Annotated in this window: 17 protein-coding genes; 12 read left to right on the top strand and 5 right to left on the bottom strand. The window is 59.5% G+C overall.

The genetic code is table 11. The features are described 5' to 3' along the window. The first annotated feature begins 59 nt into the window (after window positions 1-59). The 5 genes from hsdR to JTY93_RS03505 all read left to right on the top strand — a co-directional run bounded on the left by hsdR (window position 60) and on the right by JTY93_RS03505 (window position 9046). Window positions 60-3524: a type I restriction-modification system endonuclease gene (gene hsdR / locus JTY93_RS03525; protein WP_205476613.1), complete on the top strand. Its 3465-nt coding sequence runs from the start codon at window positions 60-62 to the stop codon at window positions 3522-3524. Between the two features lie 97 nt (window positions 3525-3621). Continuing rightward, complete coding sequence (locus tag JTY93_RS03520) at window positions 3622-5133, top strand: RNA/DNA-binding domain-containing protein (protein WP_205476612.1); 1512 nt, start codon at window positions 3622-3624, stop codon at window positions 5131-5133. A gap of 68 nt (window positions 5134-5201) precedes the next feature. Next, window positions 5202-6752: a class I SAM-dependent DNA methyltransferase gene (locus JTY93_RS03515; RefSeq protein ID WP_205476611.1), complete on the top strand. Its 1551-nt coding sequence runs from the start codon at window positions 5202-5204 to the stop codon at window positions 6750-6752. Next, window positions 6745-8085: a restriction endonuclease subunit S gene (locus JTY93_RS03510; RefSeq protein WP_205476610.1), complete on the top strand. Its 1341-nt coding sequence runs from the start codon at window positions 6745-6747 to the stop codon at window positions 8083-8085. Before JTY93_RS03515 ends, JTY93_RS03510 begins: the two co-directional genes overlap by 8 nt. A gap of 25 nt (window positions 8086-8110) precedes the next feature. Then, window positions 8111-9046: a restriction endonuclease gene (locus tag JTY93_RS03505; protein ID WP_205476609.1), complete on the top strand. Its 936-nt coding sequence runs from the start codon at window positions 8111-8113 to the stop codon at window positions 9044-9046. Window positions 9047-9308: 262 nt separating this feature from the next. Here the strand turns inward: JTY93_RS03505 and JTY93_RS03500 are convergent, their stop codons facing one another. Beyond that, complete coding sequence (locus JTY93_RS03500) at window positions 9309-9860, bottom strand: chalcone isomerase family protein (RefSeq protein ID WP_205476608.1); 552 nt, start codon at window positions 9858-9860, stop codon at window positions 9309-9311. Between the two features lie 293 nt (window positions 9861-10153). On the opposite strand from JTY93_RS03500, the gene folE reads away from it, so the two are divergent. From folE to JTY93_RS03480, 4 genes are read left to right on the top strand one after another with little or no spacing between them, the layout of a single operon-like run. Beyond that, the gene (folE, locus tag JTY93_RS03495; RefSeq protein ID WP_205476607.1) at window positions 10154-10711 is read left to right on the top strand and encodes a GTP cyclohydrolase I FolE; all 558 of its coding nucleotides are present in this window, start codon (window positions 10154-10156) and stop codon (window positions 10709-10711) included. A gap of 46 nt (window positions 10712-10757) precedes the next feature. Beyond that, complete coding sequence (locus JTY93_RS03490; RefSeq protein WP_205476606.1) at window positions 10758-11300, top strand: DUF3833 domain-containing protein; 543 nt, start codon at window positions 10758-10760, stop codon at window positions 11298-11300. Then, window positions 11297-12007 (top strand): SDR family NAD(P)-dependent oxidoreductase, encoded by a 711-nt coding sequence (locus JTY93_RS03485; protein WP_205476605.1) that lies wholly within the window; start codon window positions 11297-11299, stop codon window positions 12005-12007. Before JTY93_RS03490 ends, JTY93_RS03485 begins: the two co-directional genes overlap by 4 nt. A gap of 14 nt (window positions 12008-12021) precedes the next feature. Beyond that, on the top strand, window positions 12022-12327 hold the full coding sequence (locus tag JTY93_RS03480) for a DUF6482 family protein (RefSeq protein WP_205476604.1): 306 nt from the start codon (window positions 12022-12024) through the stop codon (window positions 12325-12327). 56 nt (window positions 12328-12383) lie between these two features. On the opposite strand, the gene JTY93_RS03475 is transcribed toward JTY93_RS03480, so the two are convergent. Continuing rightward, entirely contained in the window at window positions 12384-12671 is a 288-nt protein-coding gene (locus JTY93_RS03475; protein WP_205476603.1) for a hypothetical protein, read from the bottom strand. 189 nt (window positions 12672-12860) lie between these two features. Here JTY93_RS03475 and JTY93_RS03470 point away from each other — a divergent pair, with 189 nt between their 5' ends. From JTY93_RS03470 to dsdC, 3 genes are read left to right on the top strand one after another with little or no spacing between them, the layout of a single operon-like run. Beyond that, complete coding sequence (locus tag JTY93_RS03470) at window positions 12861-14204, top strand: GntT/GntP/DsdX family permease (protein ID WP_205476602.1); 1344 nt, start codon at window positions 12861-12863, stop codon at window positions 14202-14204. Window positions 14205-14230: 26 nt separating this feature from the next. After that, window positions 14231-15586: a D-serine ammonia-lyase gene (gene dsdA, locus JTY93_RS03465; RefSeq protein ID WP_205476601.1), complete on the top strand. Its 1356-nt coding sequence runs from the start codon at window positions 14231-14233 to the stop codon at window positions 15584-15586. A 33-nt stretch (window positions 15587-15619) separates the two neighbouring features. Beyond that, window positions 15620-16555 (top strand): DNA-binding transcriptional regulator DsdC, encoded by a 936-nt coding sequence (gene dsdC, locus JTY93_RS03460; RefSeq protein WP_205476600.1) that lies wholly within the window; start codon window positions 15620-15622, stop codon window positions 16553-16555. Between the two features lie 266 nt (window positions 16556-16821). On the opposite strand, the gene JTY93_RS03455 is transcribed toward dsdC, so the two are convergent. From JTY93_RS03455 to JTY93_RS03445, 3 genes are all read right to left on the bottom strand, one after another. Next, window positions 16822-19227, bottom strand: coding sequence for a TonB-dependent siderophore receptor (locus tag JTY93_RS03455; protein WP_205476599.1), 2406 nt, complete (start codon window positions 19225-19227; stop codon window positions 16822-16824). Between the two features lie 107 nt (window positions 19228-19334). Next, window positions 19335-20303, bottom strand: a complete 969-nt coding sequence (locus JTY93_RS03450) for a DUF4880 domain-containing protein (RefSeq protein ID WP_205476598.1) — start codon at window positions 20301-20303, stop codon at window positions 19335-19337. Beyond that, on the bottom strand, window positions 20300-20809 hold the full coding sequence (locus tag JTY93_RS03445) for a sigma-70 family RNA polymerase sigma factor (protein WP_205476597.1): 510 nt from the start codon (window positions 20807-20809) through the stop codon (window positions 20300-20302). Before JTY93_RS03445 ends, JTY93_RS03450 begins: the two co-directional genes overlap by 4 nt. Window positions 20810-20877: the final 68 nt, after the last annotated feature.

The following is a 20877-nucleotide window of genomic DNA, read 5'->3' as shown; positions in this document are numbered from 1 at the left end:
TATGCCCCTATAGCACCACCCCTCTCGGAATGGCTGGTGAGGAACTCAAGGGATGGAACATGGCAGAGAACAGCAACTTCGCCTTTTTCAAAGAACACGACCCGGTTTTTTTCCAACTTGCCAATGCGGCCGAGCGAGTTTTTTCCAGTGACCCCAACACGACGCTGATCAAACTGCGCCAGTTGGGCGAAGCGCTCGCACAGGATCTGGCAGTAAGAGCAGGCATTGAGTTCGACGCCACCACTTCCCAAGGTGATCTGCTGTTCCGCCTGAGTCGTGAAATCCAGCTCGACGGTAACATCCGCAACCTATTTCATACGCTGCGCATCGAAGGCAATAAGGCTACCCACGAATTCCGCACCCAGCATCGTGAGGCACTGGACGGGCTGAGGGTCGCCCGTGCATTGGCGATCTGGTATCACCAGTCGTTTGGCACGGGTGGCAACACCTTCAAGCCTGGGCCTTTCGTGGTTCCGGCCGATCCGAGTGAGCCTCTGCGTGAGCTGCAGGGGCAGATCGAAAAGCTTCGCGCAGAGCTGGGCGACAGTCGCCAGCAATTGGAGAACAACCACCAATTAGCCGAACTACTGGTGCAAGAAAAGCATGAGCAAGCCAGTCTTGTTGGGCAGATGAACGAGGAAGCCCGCGTCTACGAGCAGATTGCCCTTGAACGCGAGGCAGAACTATCGAACGCCCGAATCGATTTCGAGGCGCGGCTGAAAGTGCTGCAACAACAGCTTGAAGATCAGCCGCAAGCTGCCCAGCAGGTCACGCGTAAAACTCAGCAGGCAAGCAGCCAGTTCGACCTCAATGAAGACCTCACCCGTATTCTCATCGATCAACAGTTGAACGATGCCGGCTGGGAAGCCGATTCGCTCGATCTTACCTACAGCAAGGGCGCTCGGCCCGAAAAGGGTAAGAACAAGGCCATCGCCGAATGGCCAACCAGCAAGCCGAAAGAAAACGCTGATTACGCGCTGTTCGCCGGTCTAATCCCAGTCGCCATCGTCGAAGCCAAGCGCAAGCGTATCAACATAGCGGACCGCATTCCCCAAGCCGAGCGCTATTCACGCCAACTGATCGTTACCGAAAATCTACAACCGGCCGGGCAGAACACGGGCTGGGCGGATGGCCAGGGCGGCCACTTCCAAGTCCCGTTTGCCTTTGCCTGCAATGGCCGGCCCTTCATTAAGCAGCTCGCCGAGCTATCTGGCATCTGGTTTCGTGACTTGCGCAGCCCGGCCAACCTACGCCGGCCGCTGCAGGACTTCCACACACCGGGCGGCCTACTCGACCTGCTCAAACGCAGCCGTGAGGACGCCGAGGCGAAGCTACAGCAGGAAGGCTTCGCCTATCTCAAGCTGCGTGACTATCAGGAAAACGCCATCCGCGCCGTCGAGCAGGCCCTAGCCGACAATCGCCGCAACTGTCTGCTGGCCATGGCGACCGGAACCGGCAAAACACGCACTATCATTGGCTTGATGTACCGCCTGCTGAAGGCCGAGCGCTTTCGCCGTATTCTTTTCCTGGTCGATCGCAGCGCCTTGGGGGAACAGGCCATCGAAGCCTTCAATGAGGCAACGCTGGAACAGAACCACACGCTGGCGCAGATCTACGACGTCAAAGAGCTCGGCGACATGGCTGCCGAAGCTGAAACCCGGGTTCAGGTCGCCACTGTGCAGGCCATGGTCAAGCGCATCTTCCAGTCGGACACTCCGCCGCCCATCGATGCCTTCGACTGCATCATCGTCGACGAAGCTCACCGCGGTTACACCCTCGATCAGGAAATGACTGAAGGCGAGTTGGCAGTGCGCGACTTCAACCAGTATCTATCGCAGTATCGTCGCGTGCTCGACTATTTCGACGCCTGCCGCGTCGGGCTCACCGCTACGCCAGCCAAGCACACCAGCGAAGTCTTCGGGGCTCCGATATACACCTACAGCTACCGTGAGGCCGTGGCTGACGACTGGCTGATCGATCACGAACCTCCAATCCGCTACCAGACTCTGCTGAGCCAAAACGGCATCCACTTTGCCAAGGGCGAGAACGTCAGCGTCATCGATACGAACACCGGCGAGGTGGATGTCGCCGAGCTCGAGGATGAACTCGACTTCGAAATCGAGTCCTTCAACCGCCGCGTGATTACGCCCGGTTTCGACAAAGTCATCTGCGAGCAACTGGCACAAGAACTCGACCCGTCGGGCGACGAAAAAACGATGATCTTTTGCGTTAACCAGGCCCATGCCGAGCGGGTCAAAAACCTTCTCGACGATGCCTTCAAGGACGTTCACGGCGAGGATTACAACCAAGCAGCGGTACAGATCATCACCGGGCAAAGTGACAAGGTCAAACAACTGATCCGCCAGTACAAGAACGAGCGCTACCCGAGCATTGCCATCACGGTCGACCTGTTGACCACCGGTATCGACGTACCACGCATTTGCCACTTGGTGTTCATGCGCCGGGTGCGTTCGCGCATTCTCTACGAACAGATGAAGGGCCGCGCGACTCGCCGCTGCGATGAAATCGGCAAGACGGTGTTCAGAATCTACGATCCGGTTGATCTGTACGCTGCCCTCGAGCCAGTAGATACAATGAAGCCGCTAGTGAAAGACCCAAGCATCAGCCTCGAACAGCTGGTCAGCGAGCTAACCAACCCAGCCAGCCTCGATGCTCCTGGTAACCAGCCAGACACTAGCCATGCCCACGACGTCCTGGACCAGCTCAGCCAGCGGGTCATGCGTATTCTGCGCAAGGCCAGCCATAAGGCCGAGCAAAAGCCAACCCTAAAGGCCAAGCTCGCCGAACTGGAGAACACTTGGGGCGTAGCCCCGGACAAACTGCATCAGCACCTGCACCAGCTCGGCCCGCAGCAAGCTGCCCAGTTCATCCGGCAGCATGCCCAATTACTCGATCAACTCGCTACAGTTAATGCCCTACTGGGATCGCTTAACTACCCGGTAATATCCGCCCATACAGACGAACTGAAAGTCCGTGAGCAGAACTACGGCGTTTACCAAAAACCCGCCGACTACCTGGAAAGCTTCAACGACTTCATTAAGAATCAACTGAACCAGTCGGTTGCCCTGGGCGTAGTAGTCAACCGCCCGCAAGACCTGACCCGTGAACAATTGCGCGAAGTGCGTCTGCTGCTCGACGGACATGGCTACAGCGAGGTGAACCTGCAAAGCGCCTGGCGCAACCAAACGAACCAGGAGATCGCTGCCAGTATCGTCGGTTTCATCCGCCGCGCCGCCCTCGGAGAGGCGCTGCTGCCATTCGAGCAGCGCGTATCCAAGGCGATGGAGACTATTTATGCCCTACAGCCGTGGACTCAAGTCCAGCGCAAGTGGCTGGACCGCCTGGCCAAGCAACTGGTGCACGAAGTCGTTATTGACCAGAAGCAGATTGGCGAAGCATTCAAGAACGACGGAGGCAGCACGCGGCTGGACAAAATGCTCGGTGGCAATCTAAGCGTGGTGCTGGACGCTCTGAATGACAACCTGTGGGAACAAACGGGATGAGGTCGATTCTAAGCGCTGGATTGGTCACCGTACTCGTTCATGAGGGATAATGCCCCTTGCTGCACGACTTATCGACCGCCATAGCTAGAGACGCTTAATGACCCTTGCCGAGCTTCATCAGATCCTTGCCCGCGGTGAGGACAGTCGCCATCAGTTCAAGCGCGATTTCAGCAATATCGATGCCTTGGCAGCCGAGTTGGTGGCGTTCGCCAATACATCCGGCGGCCATCTGTTGATTGGCGTAGACGACTCCGGCGCGGTGAGCGGTTTGAGTGGCGCCGACGTTGGGCGGCTCAATCAGTTGCTCTCCAATGCGGCATCGCAGAACGTCCGCCCAGCCATCAATCCGCTGTCCTGCAACCTTCAGACCGAGCACGGGCTGATCATGGTGGTGACAGTTGAACAAGGACTGAATAAACCCTATGTCGACAACCAGGGTCGCATCTGGGTAAAGAACGGCGCCGACAAGCGCCGTGTCACAGCCCGTGAAGAACTGCAGCGTTTGTTCCAGCAGGCCGGGCTGGTGTGCGCCGATGCGGTACCGGTCGCGGGCAGCAGCTTGGCAGATATCGACGCCAAAGCGCTTGGCGTTTACTTCCAAAAACGCTTTCGGCAGAACCCCGAACAGACAGGTTTGGAAACCGCCCGCATCCTGGAAAATCTTGGTCTCGCCAGTAGCGGCACCCCCAATTTGGCCGGTTTGCTGCTCTTCGGCCAAGCGCCACAACGCCTGTGCCCGGCGTTCGATATCAAGGCCGTGGCGTTTCCGGGCACGGTTCTGCATGACCGCCACTATCTAGACAGCGAAGATATCGACGGCAATCTGCAGGAGCAGTACCGACGCAGCCTTGCCTTCATAAAGCGCAACCTACACCACGTGCAGTGCCAGCAGGGCTTCAATAGCCTCGGCCAGTTGGAAGTGCCGGAGGAGGTGTTTGAAGAACTGCTGGTCAATGCCTTGATCCACCGCGACTACTTTGTCAGCGCCTCCATCCGGATCATGATCTTCGCCGATCGCATCGAACTGATCAGCCCCGGGCACCTGCCTGACGTGCTCGACACCGAGAAAATTCGATTTGGCCTGTCCAACCGTCGTAATCCGACGCTCACCTCCCATGCTGTACACATCCTCCCCTATCGCGGCTTGGGTACGGGCATCCCTCGCGCGATCGACGCCTGGCCAATGATCACGCTGGACGATGACCGGCAGGGCAACCAGTTCAGGGTGATTATTCAGCGGGCCGTTGAAAGCGGGACTCTTTCGGGACCCAGCAGGGACCAAGCAGGGACTAAGTCGGGACCAAGTCGGGACCAAGCAGGGATCGAGTCGGCATCCGAAGGAAAAGAAGCCGAAACAGGCCCGCCCTTGCAGGAGGAGCAGGTTATGCTGCTGCTCCGGATGGCAGGCGAACACGCTGCGTCTGAGCTAATGACCTTCGTCGGGCGCAGCAACCGCAGCAAGTTCCGCGAGCAGGTTTTGGCCCCGCTATTGGCGCTTGGCGTGGTAGAGATGACCATTCCAGACAAGCCCAACAGCAGCAAGCAACGCTATCGCCTGACCGCAGTCGGCCGAGGGCTAAAGGCTGAACAACGCTCCTCAGACGATTGAGCCCAGACAACCACGCCTTCGCGCCCAGCACTACTCGGCGCTTTACACATTTTTGCCATAGGTACCCCATGACCAACTCCGACATCGTCCAGAAACTCTGGAACCTCTGCGACGTCCTGCGCGACGACGGCATCAACTACAGCGACTACGTCACCGAGCTCGTGCTGCTGCTGTTCATCAAGATGGAATACGAACAGGTGCAGAACAACGACAGCTTCGGCCACAAGCTGCCCGCAGGCGCGCGATGGCCAGACTTGGCCGGCAAGTCCGGTCTCAACCTGCTCGACCACTACCGGCAGATGCTGCTGGACCTTGGCAAAAACCCTGACCCTCTGATCGCCGCCATCTACGCCGACGCTCAGACTCGCCTCAAGGAACCGCGCCACCTCGAGCAGTTGATCAAGAGCCTCGACGGCATCGACTGGTTCAGCGCCCGCCAAGACGGCCTCGGCGATCTTTATGAAGGCCTGCTGGAAAAAAACGCCAGCGAGACCAAATCCGGGGCCGGCCAGTACTTCACCCCTCGGCCGCTGATCGACAGTATCATCCGCTGCATCAAGCCGCAGCCGGGCGAGACCATACAAGACCCGGCCGCCGGTACTGCGGGCTTTTTGATCGCTGCTGACGCCTATATCAAAAGTCGAACCGACGATTACTACGACCTCGACGCCAAAGCCCAGGCATTCCAGCGCAATCGCGCCTTTGTTGGCGTAGAGTTGGTGCCCGGCACTCGCCGTCTGGCACTAATGAACACACTGCTGCATGGCATGGAAGGCGACGAAGAAGGCGTGGTGCACTTGGGCAACGCCCTAGGTCAGACCGGGGCCAACTTACCCAAGGTCGACGTCATCCTCTCCAACCCACCGTTTGGCACGGCCAAGGGTGGCGGTGGCCCGACTCGTGATGACCTCACGTACCGCACCAGTAACAAACAGTTGGCCTTTCTCCAGCACATCTACCGTGGCCTCAAGCCAGGCGGCCGCGCCGCCGTGGTGCTGCCGGATAACGTGCTGTTCGAGGCCGGCGTTGGTACCGACGTGCGTCGCGACCTGATGGACAAATGCAATCTGCACACCATCCTGCGCCTGCCTACTGGCATCTTCTACGCACAGGGTGTGAAGACCAACGTACTGTTCTTTCAGAAGGGCACCGTAGAAAACCCGCGCCAGGAGGAGGGTTGCACCAAGCGCGTGTGGATCTATGACCTGCGCAGCAACATGCCCAGCTTCGGCAAGCGCACGCCCTTCGGCCCCACGCACCTCAAACCGTTCGAGGACGTCTATGGCGACACCCCCGACGGCGAAAGCCCACGCGCCGAGAACGTCGAAGGTATCGGTGAAACCAGCCGCTTCCGCAGCTTTACCCGGGATTACATCCGCAACGAGCGGAGTGACTCGCTGGACATCAGTTGGCTAAAAGACAACAGCAGCCTGGATGCCGCCGACCTGCCCGCTCCGGAAGTACTGGCGGGTGAGGCGATGGCTGAATTGATCGAGGCACTGCGTGAGCTGGAAGAGCTGATGAAGGCGCTGGGGGCGGGGGATGAAGTGGTGGCGCAGAAGCAGTTGATGGCTGAGGTGATGGGGTTGGCAGTGGCTCAGGAGAATGGGGATGAGTGAATTGCCAAACGGGTGGGCCAAAGCGTGCATTGGTGACTTGGCCGACCTGAACCCAAAGCAAGCATTCGATGATGAAACCGTCGCTGGGTTTGTACCTATGTCCCACGCCCCCACCACCTTTCGCGACAAGCTGCGTTTCGATGAGCGTCCGTGGGGCGAAATTAAGAAGGCTTACACAAACTTTAAAGACGGAGACGTAATTTTTGCCAAGGTCACTCCGTGTTTTGAGAACGGCAAAGCGGCCTTTGTTGACGGTTTGCCTAACGGTGTGGGAGCCGGAAGCAGTGAGTTCTTCGTGCTCCGGCCTTGCTGCGACGGAGTATCGGCCAAGTATCTACTGGCCTTGGTCAAGAGCTACGACTTTCTACGTGGGGGCGCAGAAAACATGACTGGCGCTGTTGGTCTGCGTCGGGTGCCCAAGCAATTTGTAGAGAGTTATTTAGTGCCGGTACCGCCGGCTGCTGAGCAAACCCGCATCACCGCCAAGCTCGACGAACTGCTGGCTCAGGTCGATACCCTGAAAGCCCGTATCGACGGCATCCCTGCACTGCTCAAGCGCTTCCGCCAATCCATTCTCGCCGAGGCGGTTTCCGGGCGTTTGACGGAGGAGTGGCGCGGTAAATACGCAGACTTTAATGTGACAACAATTGGAAAAGTTTGCGCTGTTTCCACAGGAAAAACACCTAAGCGGGGCCAAGCTGAATACTGGGAGGATGGGGATATTCCTTGGATTACTAGCGCACTAACTGGCACCAAATTTTGTAGCGGGGCCGAACAATTTGTGACCAAGCTTGCACTCAAGGATTGCACGCTTAAGCTATATAAACCCGGTACATTATTAATGGCAATGTATGGTGAGGGCAAAACTAGAGGCCAGGTTACGGAGCTAAAAATTGAAGCGACTTGCAATCAAGCATGCGCGGCGATCAGCGTTAATGAAACGCTCGCAAAAAAAGACTTTATAAAAATACGGCTACAAGAAAACTACGAGGAAATCAGGAAGCAGGCTGTAGGCGGTGCTCAACCAAACCTAAATCTGGAAAAGGTGAGAGAGATCACTATTTGCTTGCCATCAATGGAGGAACAAACTGAAATCGTCCGCCGTGTTGAGCAACTCTTCACCCTCGCCGACCAACTGGAAACCAAGGTCAAAATGGCCAAAAGCCATATCAAACACCTAACTCAAAGCATCCTCGCCAAGACATTCCGTGGCGAACTAGTGTCGCAAGACCCGAACGACGAACCGGCCAGCGTATTGCTGGAGCGCATCAAAGCCCAACGCGCCGCCACGCCTAAGGCAGAGCGCGGGCGTCGAGTTGCTACGCCCAGCTAAGCCTTTCATCAGGAAGAAACGAACCATGTCCGTCCCGACCTACGACCAGTTCATCGAGCCCATCCTGCGTTTTCTCGCCGCCCACCCGGAGGGCTCGACGGCAGGTGAGGCCCACGAAGCGGCCGCACAGGCATTAGGCCTGAGCGAGGCACAGCGGCAGGAGACCATCACCAGTGGCCAGGCCACCTACAAGAACCGTTCAGGCTGGGCACATGATCGGCTCAAGCGCGCTGGCTATTCCAGCAGCGCCAAGCGTGGCTACTGGCAGCTAACCGACACCGGCCGCGCATTCGCTCAGGCCAACCCAGCCCCGTTGAGCGCAGAACAGGTCGAGCATCTAGCTGTGAACTTCATGAGCGTGAAGCTGAAAACAGCACCAGATGCCGCCTCGCTGGATGAAAGCAACGACACGTCAACGCCAATTGCCCAGACCGACCTCGCCACTAGCAGCCCGCAGGAACGCCTGAACCAAGCCATCCTCGAACTGCGTACCAGCGTCGCGGGGGACCTGCTGGACAGCCTGCTGCAAGCGAGCCCAACGCGCTTCGAGCATATCGTGCTCGACGTACTGCACAGCTTGGGCTACGGCGCGAACCGTCAGGCGCTGCAGCAGGTTGGCGGTAGTGGCGACGGCGGCATTGACGGCGTGATCTCGCTGGACGCGCTGGGGCTGGAAAAAGTCTACGTGCAGGCCAAACGCTGGCAGAGCACCGTCGGCCGCCCCGACCTGCAAGGGTTTTATGGCGCCCTGGCCGGGCAGAAAGCCAAACGCGGTGTATTCATCACTACTTCCGGCTTCACTGCCCAGGCCGTTGACTTCGCGCGCTCGGTCGAGGGGTTGGTGCTGGTCGACGGCAAGCGCCTGGTCAATCTGATGCTCGACCACGAGGTGGGCATTAGCTCGCAGATTTACAAGGTACCTAGGCTTGATAGCGATTACTTTGACGAATCACTCGGCTAAGCCGTGCTCCATGCCCAAATACCTGAGCACAACTGGGTGTCGGTGGCTATCAAAAGCCGCCCACTACGCATAATGCCAGTCCGTTAAGGCTTTTTTTGTAGGAGCGTCTCCGGGTGGCGTTCCGACGAAAAACTTACAGACGCCGCATTCATTCAGTAAGCACGCGTTATCGTTGACGTTTTTCGCGAGCAAGCTCGCTCCTACAGAAGGGGATGACCGCTTAACTGACTGGCATTACCCACTACGCAGGCCCTTAACTGTCTCACCGCTCCCCCACCCCCAACAACCGCGCCCGCAACTCCGGATTACGTGTCCGAGGATCAAGCCATATAGCAAAAAACGCTTTAGCGAACTCAACATCCCTCACCACATGCTGAAGTCTCTTTCCAACATAAAACCGTGCGCCCTCTCCCGGCATATAAACTCCGGTGATCTGGTCACCCGCACGTACATCGACAAACGCCTGGAACATCTCCGCCTCCCAGCGGGCCATCAGCTCTGAGTTCTGAGTATTGGGCGACAGGCGACGGATTTCTTTGATGCTGGCCTCGACCAGGTCATCGCGACTGATAGCGCGACTATAGGTCAGCTCCAGTGCGAAAGGCGCATCGGCATCCAGCGTTCCATCGGCAGTGAGGCGTGAGCTCCAGAATTGCGCGTTGTAAACGGCAAACCCGAATACGCGCATCTCCCCGTACCCCAGCCGACGAGCATTGGGAACAGCCTCGCGCCAGTCAGCAAATAGTTCTGCGCTCTGGAGCATCAGAACAAAACAGATAGCCTGGCGGATTAAACGGCTCGTCTGCCTGGACATGCGAAGCCCTCAATGTGACTCAATAAGCGTCCTTGAAAGTTATACCAAATACTTATTTTGTACAGTCAATACCTCAAACTCGATTGCCCCCACAAAAAACGGACATCACAGCGCAGGGCAACCTCATCCGAGGTGTACGTGAGAATTTCGCATCTGCACAAAAAGATTGTCGATTCATTGTCAGGTGATTTTTTTCAGCCTATCTTGATTAAAACCTATACAAGACACCTTGCTAGGTATAAGTCTTGGCTATGGATCGGCCCTCACGCACCGCATCGCCGCGAGACACTTGAATGAACCCACTATTAGCCAGCCATTACCGTGAAATTCTCGTTGGCATCGGTGAAAACCCCGAGCGCGAGGGGCTGTTGGATACGCCGAAGCGTGCCGCCAAAGCGATGCAGTATCTGTGCAATGGCTACACGTTGAGCCTGGAAGAGGTCACCAACGGTGCCTTGTTCGAGTGCCAGAGCGATGAAATGGTGATCGTCAGCGACATCGAGCTTTATTCCTTGTGTGAGCACCACATGCTGCCCTTTATCGGCAAAGTGCATGTGGCGTACCTACCCACTGGCAGGGTACTGGGGCTGTCGAAGGTCGCGCGAGTGGTTGACATGTTTGCGCGTCGCCTGCAGATCCAGGAAAACCTCACCCGGCAGATTGCTGAGGCCATCGAGCAGATCACCGGTGCCGCCGGTGTGGCGGTGGTCATTGAAGCCAAGCACATGTGCATGATGATGCGCGGCGTGGAGAAGCAGAACTCGGTCATGACTTCGTCCGTGATGCTGGGCGTGTTCCGTGATAGTTCGACGACGCGGCAAGAGTTCCTGCAGCTCATCGGACGACGATAGCTAGAAACCTCCCCCTCATCACCTGTGTCCTTCAGGGAGTAAGCCAATGACCCGATTTCTGCTGTTACTGGTACTGGTCCTCAGCATCGCGAGCTGCGGCAGTGTGGATGTCGCCCGTTATGCCGATCAGCAACCAACATTGGATCTGGAGCGTTTTTTCAGCCAGCCCGTCAAAGCCTGGGGGATGTTTCAGAAGCATAGCGGTGAGGTTGCCAAGCGTTTCGAGGTCAACATCGTCAGCCGGCGCGAGGGCAACAACCTGATTCTTGACGAGCGCTTCCTGTACAGCGACGGCACCCGCCAACGCCGCGTCTGGGTGCTCACGCCCACGGGCCAAGGGGGTTGGATCGGGCGTGCGGATGATGTGGTCGGTGTCGCTAACGGCCAAGTCGCTGGAAACACGTTGCACTGGCGTTATCGCCTGAACCTACCGGTCGGCGACTCGATCTACGAAATGAGCATGGACGACTGGATGTACTTGATGGACGAGGACACGCTGATCAACCGCACCCGTATGTCCAAGTTCGGGGTCGAGGTCGGCCAGGTGACGTTGTTCTTCCGTCGCCAAGGCGCCGGAGCGGGCCAATGAACCACGCATGGACCATGACCTCCCTCGGCGACGGTTATCGCGCGCTGGTGATCGGCGCCAGTGGAGCCCTGGGCACGGCTTTTTGCGAACAGCTCAAACAGGACCCGCGCTGTGCCGGGGTTCGCGCACTGGGGCGCCATACCGTTCCCGAGTTGGACCTTGAACGACCCGAAACGATTGCCAGCGCCGCCGCCGAACTGGCAGCCGAAGCGCCGTATCAACTGATCGTACACGCTGCCGGCCTGCTCCATCGCGACCGGATCAAGCCAGAAAAAAGCCTCAGCACGATCGAGCCGGAAGCGCTGCAGGCCGTGTTTCAAGTGAACACGTTGGGACCGGCATTGGTGTTGCGTCACTTTCTGCCGCTGCTCGAACCGCGGGGAGCGATGGCGATTCTTTCGGCCAAGGTCGGGAGCATTGGCGACAACCGCTTAGGCGGCTGGTATGCCTATCGCGCCTCCAAGGCTGCGCTGAACATGCTGGTCAAGACCGCCGCCATCGAACTGGCGCGCACTCGCCCGCAGGTCCGCTTGCTCAGTCTGCACCCGGGCACGGTTGTGTCGGGGTTGTCGCAGCCTTTCAGCGCAGCCGCCAATGCCCGGCCGGCAGACATCGCCGCAGCCCAATTGCTGACCTTGATTGACCAGTTGACGCCAGCCGACAGCGGCGGTTTCTTTTCCTACGATGGAGAACGCCTGCCCTGGTAGGCAAGGAGTGACGCATGAACCTGCAAACCCTCACCGAGCATGCGGCCAACAGCGAAATACACGAGCTGGAGCTGCTGTCACTCGAAGGTGGTTTTTACCTGGCAAGGATCCGCCTTGATCACGGCCAGTTCACCTTGCTGGATGATGCGGCCAAGCCGATGCACCTACGTTCAATCACCCACCTGCGGGACTTGCTGCAGACCGTGCCGGCATTTCCTTGCGTGCTGGTGCAGCAATGCGTGCACGACGAAATGTGCGGCCGGGATGCAGGGCCTGTCGAAGAGTTGCGTATTCCGTTTTCACTCACCACGCCTTTATGAGTTGCACAGCGCAGAGCTTCACTGGATGAGCGTCAAGTTCCAGTGGTTCAGCCAGCCTAGTCACACACAGCCTTCAACCCCAAAACAGTGGTCGGCGTGCTGCCAAGATGCGACTGCGTGGCAACCACCATATTGGCCCCAGCGTCACCCTCCAGATGGTAAGGCTTGCCATCACAGGCCTTGGCAGCTTTTTGGTTGATGTTCTCCAACAACCCTTCGCGGGAGTTAAAGATGCTGCCGTGGCTGGTGATCATGTACTGGCCGGGGGCGACTTCGTTGACGCCGGTGAAGGTGCAGCCCGTCAAGACCAGGGCAATGCATGCGGTTAATAGTGCGGCTTTCAAGTGTTCGAACTCCTGTAAGGACCTGGCGATTGCGCAGGCGCCGTGCATTGTCGAGCAATCGGCAGCCGCTGACCATAAGTGAACAGCCTTCAGCTAGCGCCTGACGAATCATCGTTTGTCCGCGCCATAGGCCTGAAATCTAATCCATCGCAAACAACTAACAATAACTGCGATGGAGCAGACCCACCCATGTCCCCTACCTTTTCTCTATTGGTTCTTGGCGCGTCAATCCTGTTGATTGTCGTGCTGATCGGCAAATGTCGTGTCCATCCGTTCCTGGCCCTGATCGCCGCCAGCCTGCTGGTGGGCGTCGGTACGGGAATGACGCCAACCGCCATTGTCTCGGCCTTTGAGAAGGGCATGGGCAGCACGCTCGGCTTTCTTGCCGGCATCATTGGGCTGGGCAGTATCCTCGGCAAGTTGCTGGAAGAATCTGGCGGTGCCAAACGCATTGCGACCACGCTGTTGCGGTTGCTGGGTGAGCAGAACGCTGCGTGGGCGATGATGCTGGTGGGCTTTATTGCCGGGATTCCGGTGTTTTTCGAGGTGGGATTTGTCCTGCTGATCCCGCTGATTTATGTCGTCGCCCGTCAGACTCGGATCAACCTGTTGTACCTGGGCGTGCCGCTGGCGACCTCGCTGATGGTGGTGCACTGCATCCTGCCGCCGCACCCCGCCGCCACGGCCATTACCGGCATGCTCAATGCCGATATCGGCAAGGTGATTCTCTACGGTTTGATCGTCGGCCTGCCCACGGCGGTGATTGCCGGGCCGATCTGGGTCAAGCTCACCTACGCGCGGCAGGCGCCTGCCAGTCAGGCTCAGTTTCTGGCCGAGCGTGGCGAAGGGAATATCGACGACAGCCAAACGCCCAGCTTCGCGATTGCGATGATCACCGTGCTATTGCCCTTGGCGCTGATGGTGGGCAAAACCCTGACCGCCCCGTTGCTGAGCAAAGGCTCGATGGCGTTTGAGTGGGTGTCCTTTATAGGCAACCCGCTGATTGCGCTCGTACTGTCGATTTGCTTTGCCTACTGGTCCCTGGGCCTGCGCCGTGGGCTGGGCATGGGCGACCTGCTTAACCTGACCCACCGCTGCTTCCCGCCGTTGGCCGGCATTCTGCTGGTGATCGGTGCCGGCGGCGCATTCAACGACATGCTGGTCGGCAGCGGCATCGGCAAAGTCCTGGCGGATGTGCTGGGCCAGTCCAACATCAACCCGATCCTCCTCGCGTGGTTGATCGCCGGCTTGATGCACTTCGCCGTCGGCTCGGCCACGGTGGCCATGATCAGCACCGCCGGCATGGTGCTGCCGATCCTCGGACAGAACCCGCAATACAGCCCCGAGATTCTGGTGATCGCCATCGGTGCCGGCGCCATCGGCTGGACCCACGTGACGGACTCGGCGTTCTGGGTCGTAAAAGAGTACCTGGGGATCTCCCTCTCCGAAGCCCTCAAGAAATTCACCGGCGCCACCGTGCTCGCCTCGGTGGCGGCCCTGGTCTTTACCCTGATTCTTTCGCGGTTTGTATGATGAACCCCACCTCAAAGGCAGTTCCCATGATTCAAGGCAAAACCCTAGACGCCTGGTATGCAAGCCATCCCGTTATCCAGCCATTGGTCGCGCTGGAGCAGGTCAGCTGGTTCAACCCCGCAATCGCCCCGGCCGCTCTGGCACTTGGGGATGTGGGCCTGACCCTGGCCGATGTAAAAGATGCCAGCGCACGCCTGCTGCGCTTCGCGCCCTATCTGGCCAAGGTGTTCCCTGAGACTGCGGCAGCGGGCGGTATCATCGAGTCGGCGATCCAACCGCTGAAGGCATTGCAGCAAGCGCTCTTGAACGAGGCCGCCCTGCCCGACAGCGGCGCGCTGTGGCTGAAAAAAGACAGCGACTTGCCGATCTCCGGTTCGATCAAGGCCCGTGGCGGTATCCATGAGGTGCTCAAGCATGCTGAAGACCTGGCCTTGCAAGCGGGTTTGATCACCCTCGACGACAACTACGAGACCTTGGCCAGCGAACGCGCACTGGCGTTTTTCAGCCAGTACAAAATCGCCGTGGGTTCCACCGGCAACCTGGGCCTGTCCATCGGCATCATGAGCGCCATGCTGGGCTTCCAGGCCACGGTGCATATGTCGTCGGATGCCCGCCAATGGAAGAAGGACAAACTGCGCGCCAGCGGCGTGACCGTGGTCGAGTACGCATCCGACTACAGCGTTGCCGTAGAAAGCGGCCGCCTGCAGGCCGAAAACGATCCGGCCTGCTATTTCATCGATGACGAAAATTCGCCCCACCTGTTCCTCGGCTACGCCGTGGCCGCCGAGCGCCTGGCCCGGCAATTTGAAGTCGCGGGCGTGCTGGTGGACACCGAACATCCGCTGTTCGTGTACCTGCCCTGCGGTGTTGGCGGCGGCCCTGGCGGCGTGGCGTTTGGTTTGAAGCTGGCGTTTGGCGATGCCGTGCATTGTGTGTTTGCCGAACCCACCCACTCGCCGTGCATGCTGCTCGGTGTGTATACCGGGCTGCACGACCAGGTGAGTGTGCAGGACTTCGGCATCGATAATGTCACCGCCGCTGACGGCCTGGCCGTGGGCCGCCCCTCTGGTTTCGTCGGGCGGGCGATGCAGCGCCTGATCGATGGTTACTACACCGTCACCGATGAAGAACTCTATCGCCTGATGTTCCTCGCCCACGAACTTGAAGGGGTAAAACTCGAACCTTCGGCCCTGGCCGGCGCACCTGGCATTGTGCGGGTACTCAAGGACGCGCAGTATTTGCAGCGCATTGGCGTCACGCCAGCGCGGTTGGCCAATGCCACCCACTTGATCTGGGGAACCGGCGGCAGCATGGTCCCTACCGAGGAGTACGCCACTTACCTGGACAAGGGGCGTGCGCTGCAAACCACAACCCATCGTTGATCGCCGGCGGTCGACGCGAAGAGGGATAAACACATGGCAGTACCTGGCCTGAGCAAAGCGCCCAAGCTTAACGGCGCCCACCTGTCCAACCTGCATACGTTCCTGGTCGCCGCCCGCCACCTCAGCTTTGCCCGCGCCGCCGACGAGCTGTGCCTGACCGCCAGCGCGGTCAGCCACCGCATCGCCCGCCTTGAAGAGGATCTGTCGCTCAAGCTGTTCCATCGCTTGCCCCGCAAGGTCGACCTGACCGATGACGGCGAGCGGATTTTCAAGGTCATGCAGCACACCATGGATACCCTGTCCGAGGCGGTGCAAGAACGTTCCGACAGCCAGATCGAAGGCCAGCTGTGCTTCTACGCAAGGCCTTCCGTCGCGCAATGCTGGCTGGTGCCCAGGCTGGCCGACTTCACCGCACGCTATCCCGGGATTCAACTGGATGTGCGGGTCGGCAACGAACCCATCGACTATCGCACCCGCCGCATCGACCTGGTGCTGTGCTACTCCAACGGCGAGCATCCGGGCCTGGAAAGTATCCGCCTGATGCCCGAGCGGATTGCCCCGGTGTGCAGCCCGCAATATGCCCAGGCCCATGGCCTGATGGGGCACCCGGAACGCCTGGCACAGTGCACGGTGCTGCACGATGTGGCGGCGTGGGACAACATCTCGTTCGATGCTGAATGGCGTTTATGGCTGGATGCGGTGGGCGACAGCAGCCCATTGCCAGACCGCTTTATGACCTTCGACCGCTCCGACTTGAGCACCCTTGCGGCGATCAACCATGCGGGCGTAGCCATCGGTCGCGAACAGCTGGTGCGCAAACGCGTGCAGGATGGCGAGTTGGTGCTGCCCTTCGGCGGGTTCAGGGAGGCGGTCAACTACGGTTACTACCTGGTCCATCCCGCGCACGAAACCCTGCCCAAACGGCTCAAGGCGCTGATCGACTGGTTGGTGGAGCAAGCCCAGAGCTGATCGCAGGTTCCAAATGGCTTAAGCGTTGTGCGCGGGCTTTTGTGGAGAGGAGGCTTTTTGTGGCGAGGGGGCTTGTCCCCCGTTGGGCTGCGAAGCAGCCCCAGTCAAGCAAGACCACTGAGTTTTTTCAGGGAGACCTAGGGGGCTGGGTTTGGGGCTGCTGCGCAGCCCAACAGGGGGACAAGCCCCCTCGCCACAAAAAGCCCCCTCACCACTAAAGCCATCTCCACTGCCCTCTCCTGGGCCCTGTCACCACGATCAGACCATCAGAAATCCCAGCGCGTGGTCACCATCACATTGCGTGGGTCGCCGTAATACGCCGAGTCGTAGAAGCCGATGTTGGTGTAGTACGCCTTGTCGAACAGGTTGTTCACATTGAGCGTGGCCGATAGGTTTTCCGTCAGTTGGTAGCGAGCCATCAGGTCCACCAACCAGTACGGATCCTGGGTGAATTTCTCGCTCTGACGCGTGCCCGGGTTGTTGACGTTTTGCCAGCCCGCAGCCTGCCAACGCGCGCCACCACCCAGGGTGAGTTTGTCCAGGCGGCCTTGGAGTTTGTAGCTGGTGTAGAAGCTCAGTTGATCTTCCGGCTCCCAGGTGGCGACCTTTTTCTTGTCGGCATCACGGGCAATCTTGTGGGTATAGCCGGCCTGCAGCTGCCAACCGGGGCTGAGTTCACCGGAGATTTCCGCTTCGTAGCCCTTGGTTTTGGTTTTAGTGCCGATGTAGGAATAGTCCACGCCCGGCTGGGAGTTGTAGGCGGTATCGGCAATCGGGCGGTTCTCCTCGTGAACCTCGAAGTAGGCCAGGCTGGCGTTCAGGCGCCCGTCGAAGAATTCGCCCTTGAGGCCCAGCTCGTAGTTCTTGCCTTCGTTGGGATCAAGCATGGTGCGCGTGCGGTCGCGGTATTGGGTTTGCGGCTGGAAGATTTCGGTGTAGCTGGCGTAGGCCGTGAAGTTGTCGTTGAGGTCGTAGGTCAGGCCGGCGTAGGGCACGACTTTTCCGCTTTCCTGGGTGTCGCTGGTGCCGGTGACCTGGTAGTTGGCGATGCGCGTCCCCAACAGCAAGTGCAGGTCATCCATCAGACTGAAACGGCCGGTGATATAGCTGCCGGTCTGGCGCGTGGTTTCGTCGTTGATCTTGGTCGGCTGATTCCACAGTGGCTTGATGGCTTCGCCGTGCCACTTATAGAAGTCGTAGGAGTTGTCGAAATACGTCGCGCTGCCGTAGTCCTTGCCTTTCCATTTGGAGATGGACAACGACTGCCCCACCACCAGTTGGTGCTCACGACCGAACAGGTCAAAGGGCCCGGATGCGTACACATCGAGGCTGTCACTGGTGGTCTCGCCGGTGTATTTACGCGCGAAGATCGAGCTGGCGGTCAGGGAGTCCTGGGAGATGTAGCCCAACGGAGCATCGTAGCCATTGATCTGATGGTTGTACTGACCCTTGGTGACCCAACCATTGTCGAAGTTGTGCTCCAGGGTAGCGAACAGGGTGCGGCTGTACTGTTCCCAACTGCTCCACTTCGGCCCGTTGTTGAACGAGCGCGGCAGGTCCAGCTTGTTGCCGGCCGGATCGAAGATGGTGCGCGTGCCGGTCCAGCTGGAGCCTTTGGGATCGCTGTCCTGATAGTCGGCACCCAGGGTCAGCAAGGTGTCGGGGTCGAGGTCGACTTCGAGGATGCCGTAGTAGACGCCGGTCTTGCGCGAGTAGTGGTCGAGGAATGACTTTTTATCCTGGTAGGCCGCCACGGCCCGGCCGCGCACATTGCCGGTTTCGGTCAACGGGCCGCTGACGTCGATCTGCGAGCGGTAGTTGTCCCAGGAACCAGCGCCCAGTTCGATGCTGCTCTTGAACTCGGAAGTGGGCTTCTTGCGAATCAGGTTGATGGTGCCGCCCGGACCACCCGCGCCGGTCAGCAGGCCGGTGGCACCTTTGAGCACTTCAACGCGGTCATACAGGGCCATATCGGTCAGGGTCTGCCCCGCCGAATACTGGGCGTCGCGCAGGGTGGGAATGCCGTCGTACTGGAAGTTGACGATGGAAAAACCACGGGAATAGTAGTTGGTACGTTCGGTGTCGTAGGTCGACACGGTGATGCCAGGGGTATGGCGCATCACGTCGTCGATGGCATTGAGGCCGAAGTCGTCCATCACCTGGCGCGTGACCACCGAGATCGATTGCGGCGTTTCCCGTGGGGTGAGCACCATGCGCGTGGCCGTGGCAATCGTCCCCGGCGTATACGAGCCCGTGCCTTCGGTGATCGAGCCCAACTGGTTGGCGCTGATCTGCGTGGCCTGCAATTGCACTTGCCCGTCGGCGCCCCGCGCCACCACGCGGTAACTGCCCTGCTCGTACTCGGCCTGCATGCCCAGCGGTGCCAGCAGGCGCTCAAGCCCCTCGGCTACGGCAAAACTGCCGTGCAAGCCCTGGCTTTGCACACCCTTGGCCAGCGCCGAGTCGATGGCGATCATCACCCCTGCCTGATTGCCGAAAGCCCCCAGCACACGGTCCAGGCTACCGGCAGCAATGTCGTAGGACTGGCGCGGGGCTTGTTCGCTGGCAGGCTGCGAGGTGGCGGCCATGGCGGCGTGGCTGGCCGTTGCCACGGTTAAACCGACGATTATGGCGCGCAGGGCGCTGGCAAGCGGAGTGACGCGGCTGTGCATAAAGACTGTCCTGTGGTGAAAGGTTGGCGGGCGCTTTTATTGAGCGTCTTGCCTGTCTTGATGCACGAGATGGCAAATACTGCCGATCCCATGGAAAGTTTTTTAACCTAGGCCGGCACCACTGTCGCCAGGTAGCCGAAGACCCGCTGCACGCGGACCGGCAATACCTTGACCAGTAAATCCAGACTGGCGTCCGGGCGGTCGAGGGAGAACGAACCCGAGACCTGCAGACTGGCGACAGCCGGGTCACAGCGCAGCACACCACGTCGGTAACGGTTGAGTTGATCGATCACCTGGGCCAGCGGCATGCGCTCGGCAATCAGCAGGCCACGGGTCCAGGCATCGGCGGCGGGCGTGAGGGTTTGCAGCGGGCCGCTCTGCTGACGGTCGAAGCTCAACTGCTGGCCGGCGCGAATCGACACCCGGCCACCTTGCTGCGGTTCGACCGATACGTTGCCCGCCAGCACTTGCACCAGGGTCCCGCGCAGGCCCGACAGATCCTCGCTGATGACCAGCCGCGACAGCGCCGTCGGTCGCACCCAGCCATGGGCGGTCTTGATGCCGACGAAGGTATCCGCCGCCGTCGCCAACAGCAGGCGCCCCTGGTTCAGGGTCAACTGCGGGCCGCGCACATCCACTGCCGTCTGGGTGTCCAGTTGCACCGCGCCAGCGCCGACCAACTGCAGGGGGCGCCGCTCGCCGGTGGTGGTGCGGTAATCACTGAACAACTGCGGCAACACCACGCGCTCGCGTACACCCAGGCCCATGGCCGCGGCAATACCCAGGCCGGCGAAGCCCTTGAGCAGTGTGCGGCGCGACGTCAGGCTACGGGTCCGCAACAACTGGCGGGCGGTGGGCGCCGGCAGGGCAGCGGTGCTGCTGCGCAGGTCGCGGCTCAAGCCGGTCAAGCGCTGCCAGGCCAATTCGTGGTGAGGGTTTGCATTACGCCAGGCGGCGCAGGCTTGCTGCTCGACAGCGCCACTGACACCCGATTGCAGGGTGACCATCCACATCAGCGCCTGATCCAGCACATATTCATCCAACAACTGATCGTCGGCGGGCTGGAACATCGTCATGCCTGGTACACCGCCAGGTAACAATGCCGATAGGCCTTGAGCATGGCCTTTTGCACGACATTTACGGTCAGGCCCAGTTGCTCTGCGATCTGTGGATAAGTCAGGCCATCCAACTGCGACAGCAGGAAAATCTCCCGCACCCGGCTCCCCAGCCCGTCCAACACCTGCCCTACCGCATCCAGCGCTTCAAGCACCAGCAAGCGGGTTTCCGGGGATGGCGCGTGTTCCGGTTCGAGGATCGCCAGGGATTGTTCGTACGCACGCTCCAGGGCCTGCCGGCGAAAATACTGGCCGCATAAGCGGCTGGCGACCGTGTTCAGATAGGCCCGTGGTTCACGTAGCGACGGCAATGGCCCACTGCTGAGAATGCGCACAAAGGTATCCTGCGCAAGGTCCAGTGCCTGCTCCTGCCCGCCTAGCTTGCGCCGCAGCAACTGCACCACCCAGCCGTGGTGCTGGGCGTAGAGTTCACCCACCGCGCGGTGGGTGGAAGAGGATGTGGCCATCGGCGAGATATCCAGACTGACAACTGACGGGAGTCGCACATGGTAATACTTCTCATTAGAGACAAGTA

This window comes from Pseudomonas hygromyciniae, assembly GCF_016925675.1.
Lineage (GTDB): Bacteria > Pseudomonadota > Gammaproteobacteria > Pseudomonadales > Pseudomonadaceae > Aquipseudomonas > Aquipseudomonas hygromyciniae.
Note: the sequence above shows the minus strand (reverse complement) of the source record. Positions and strands in the feature narration are given on the sequence as shown.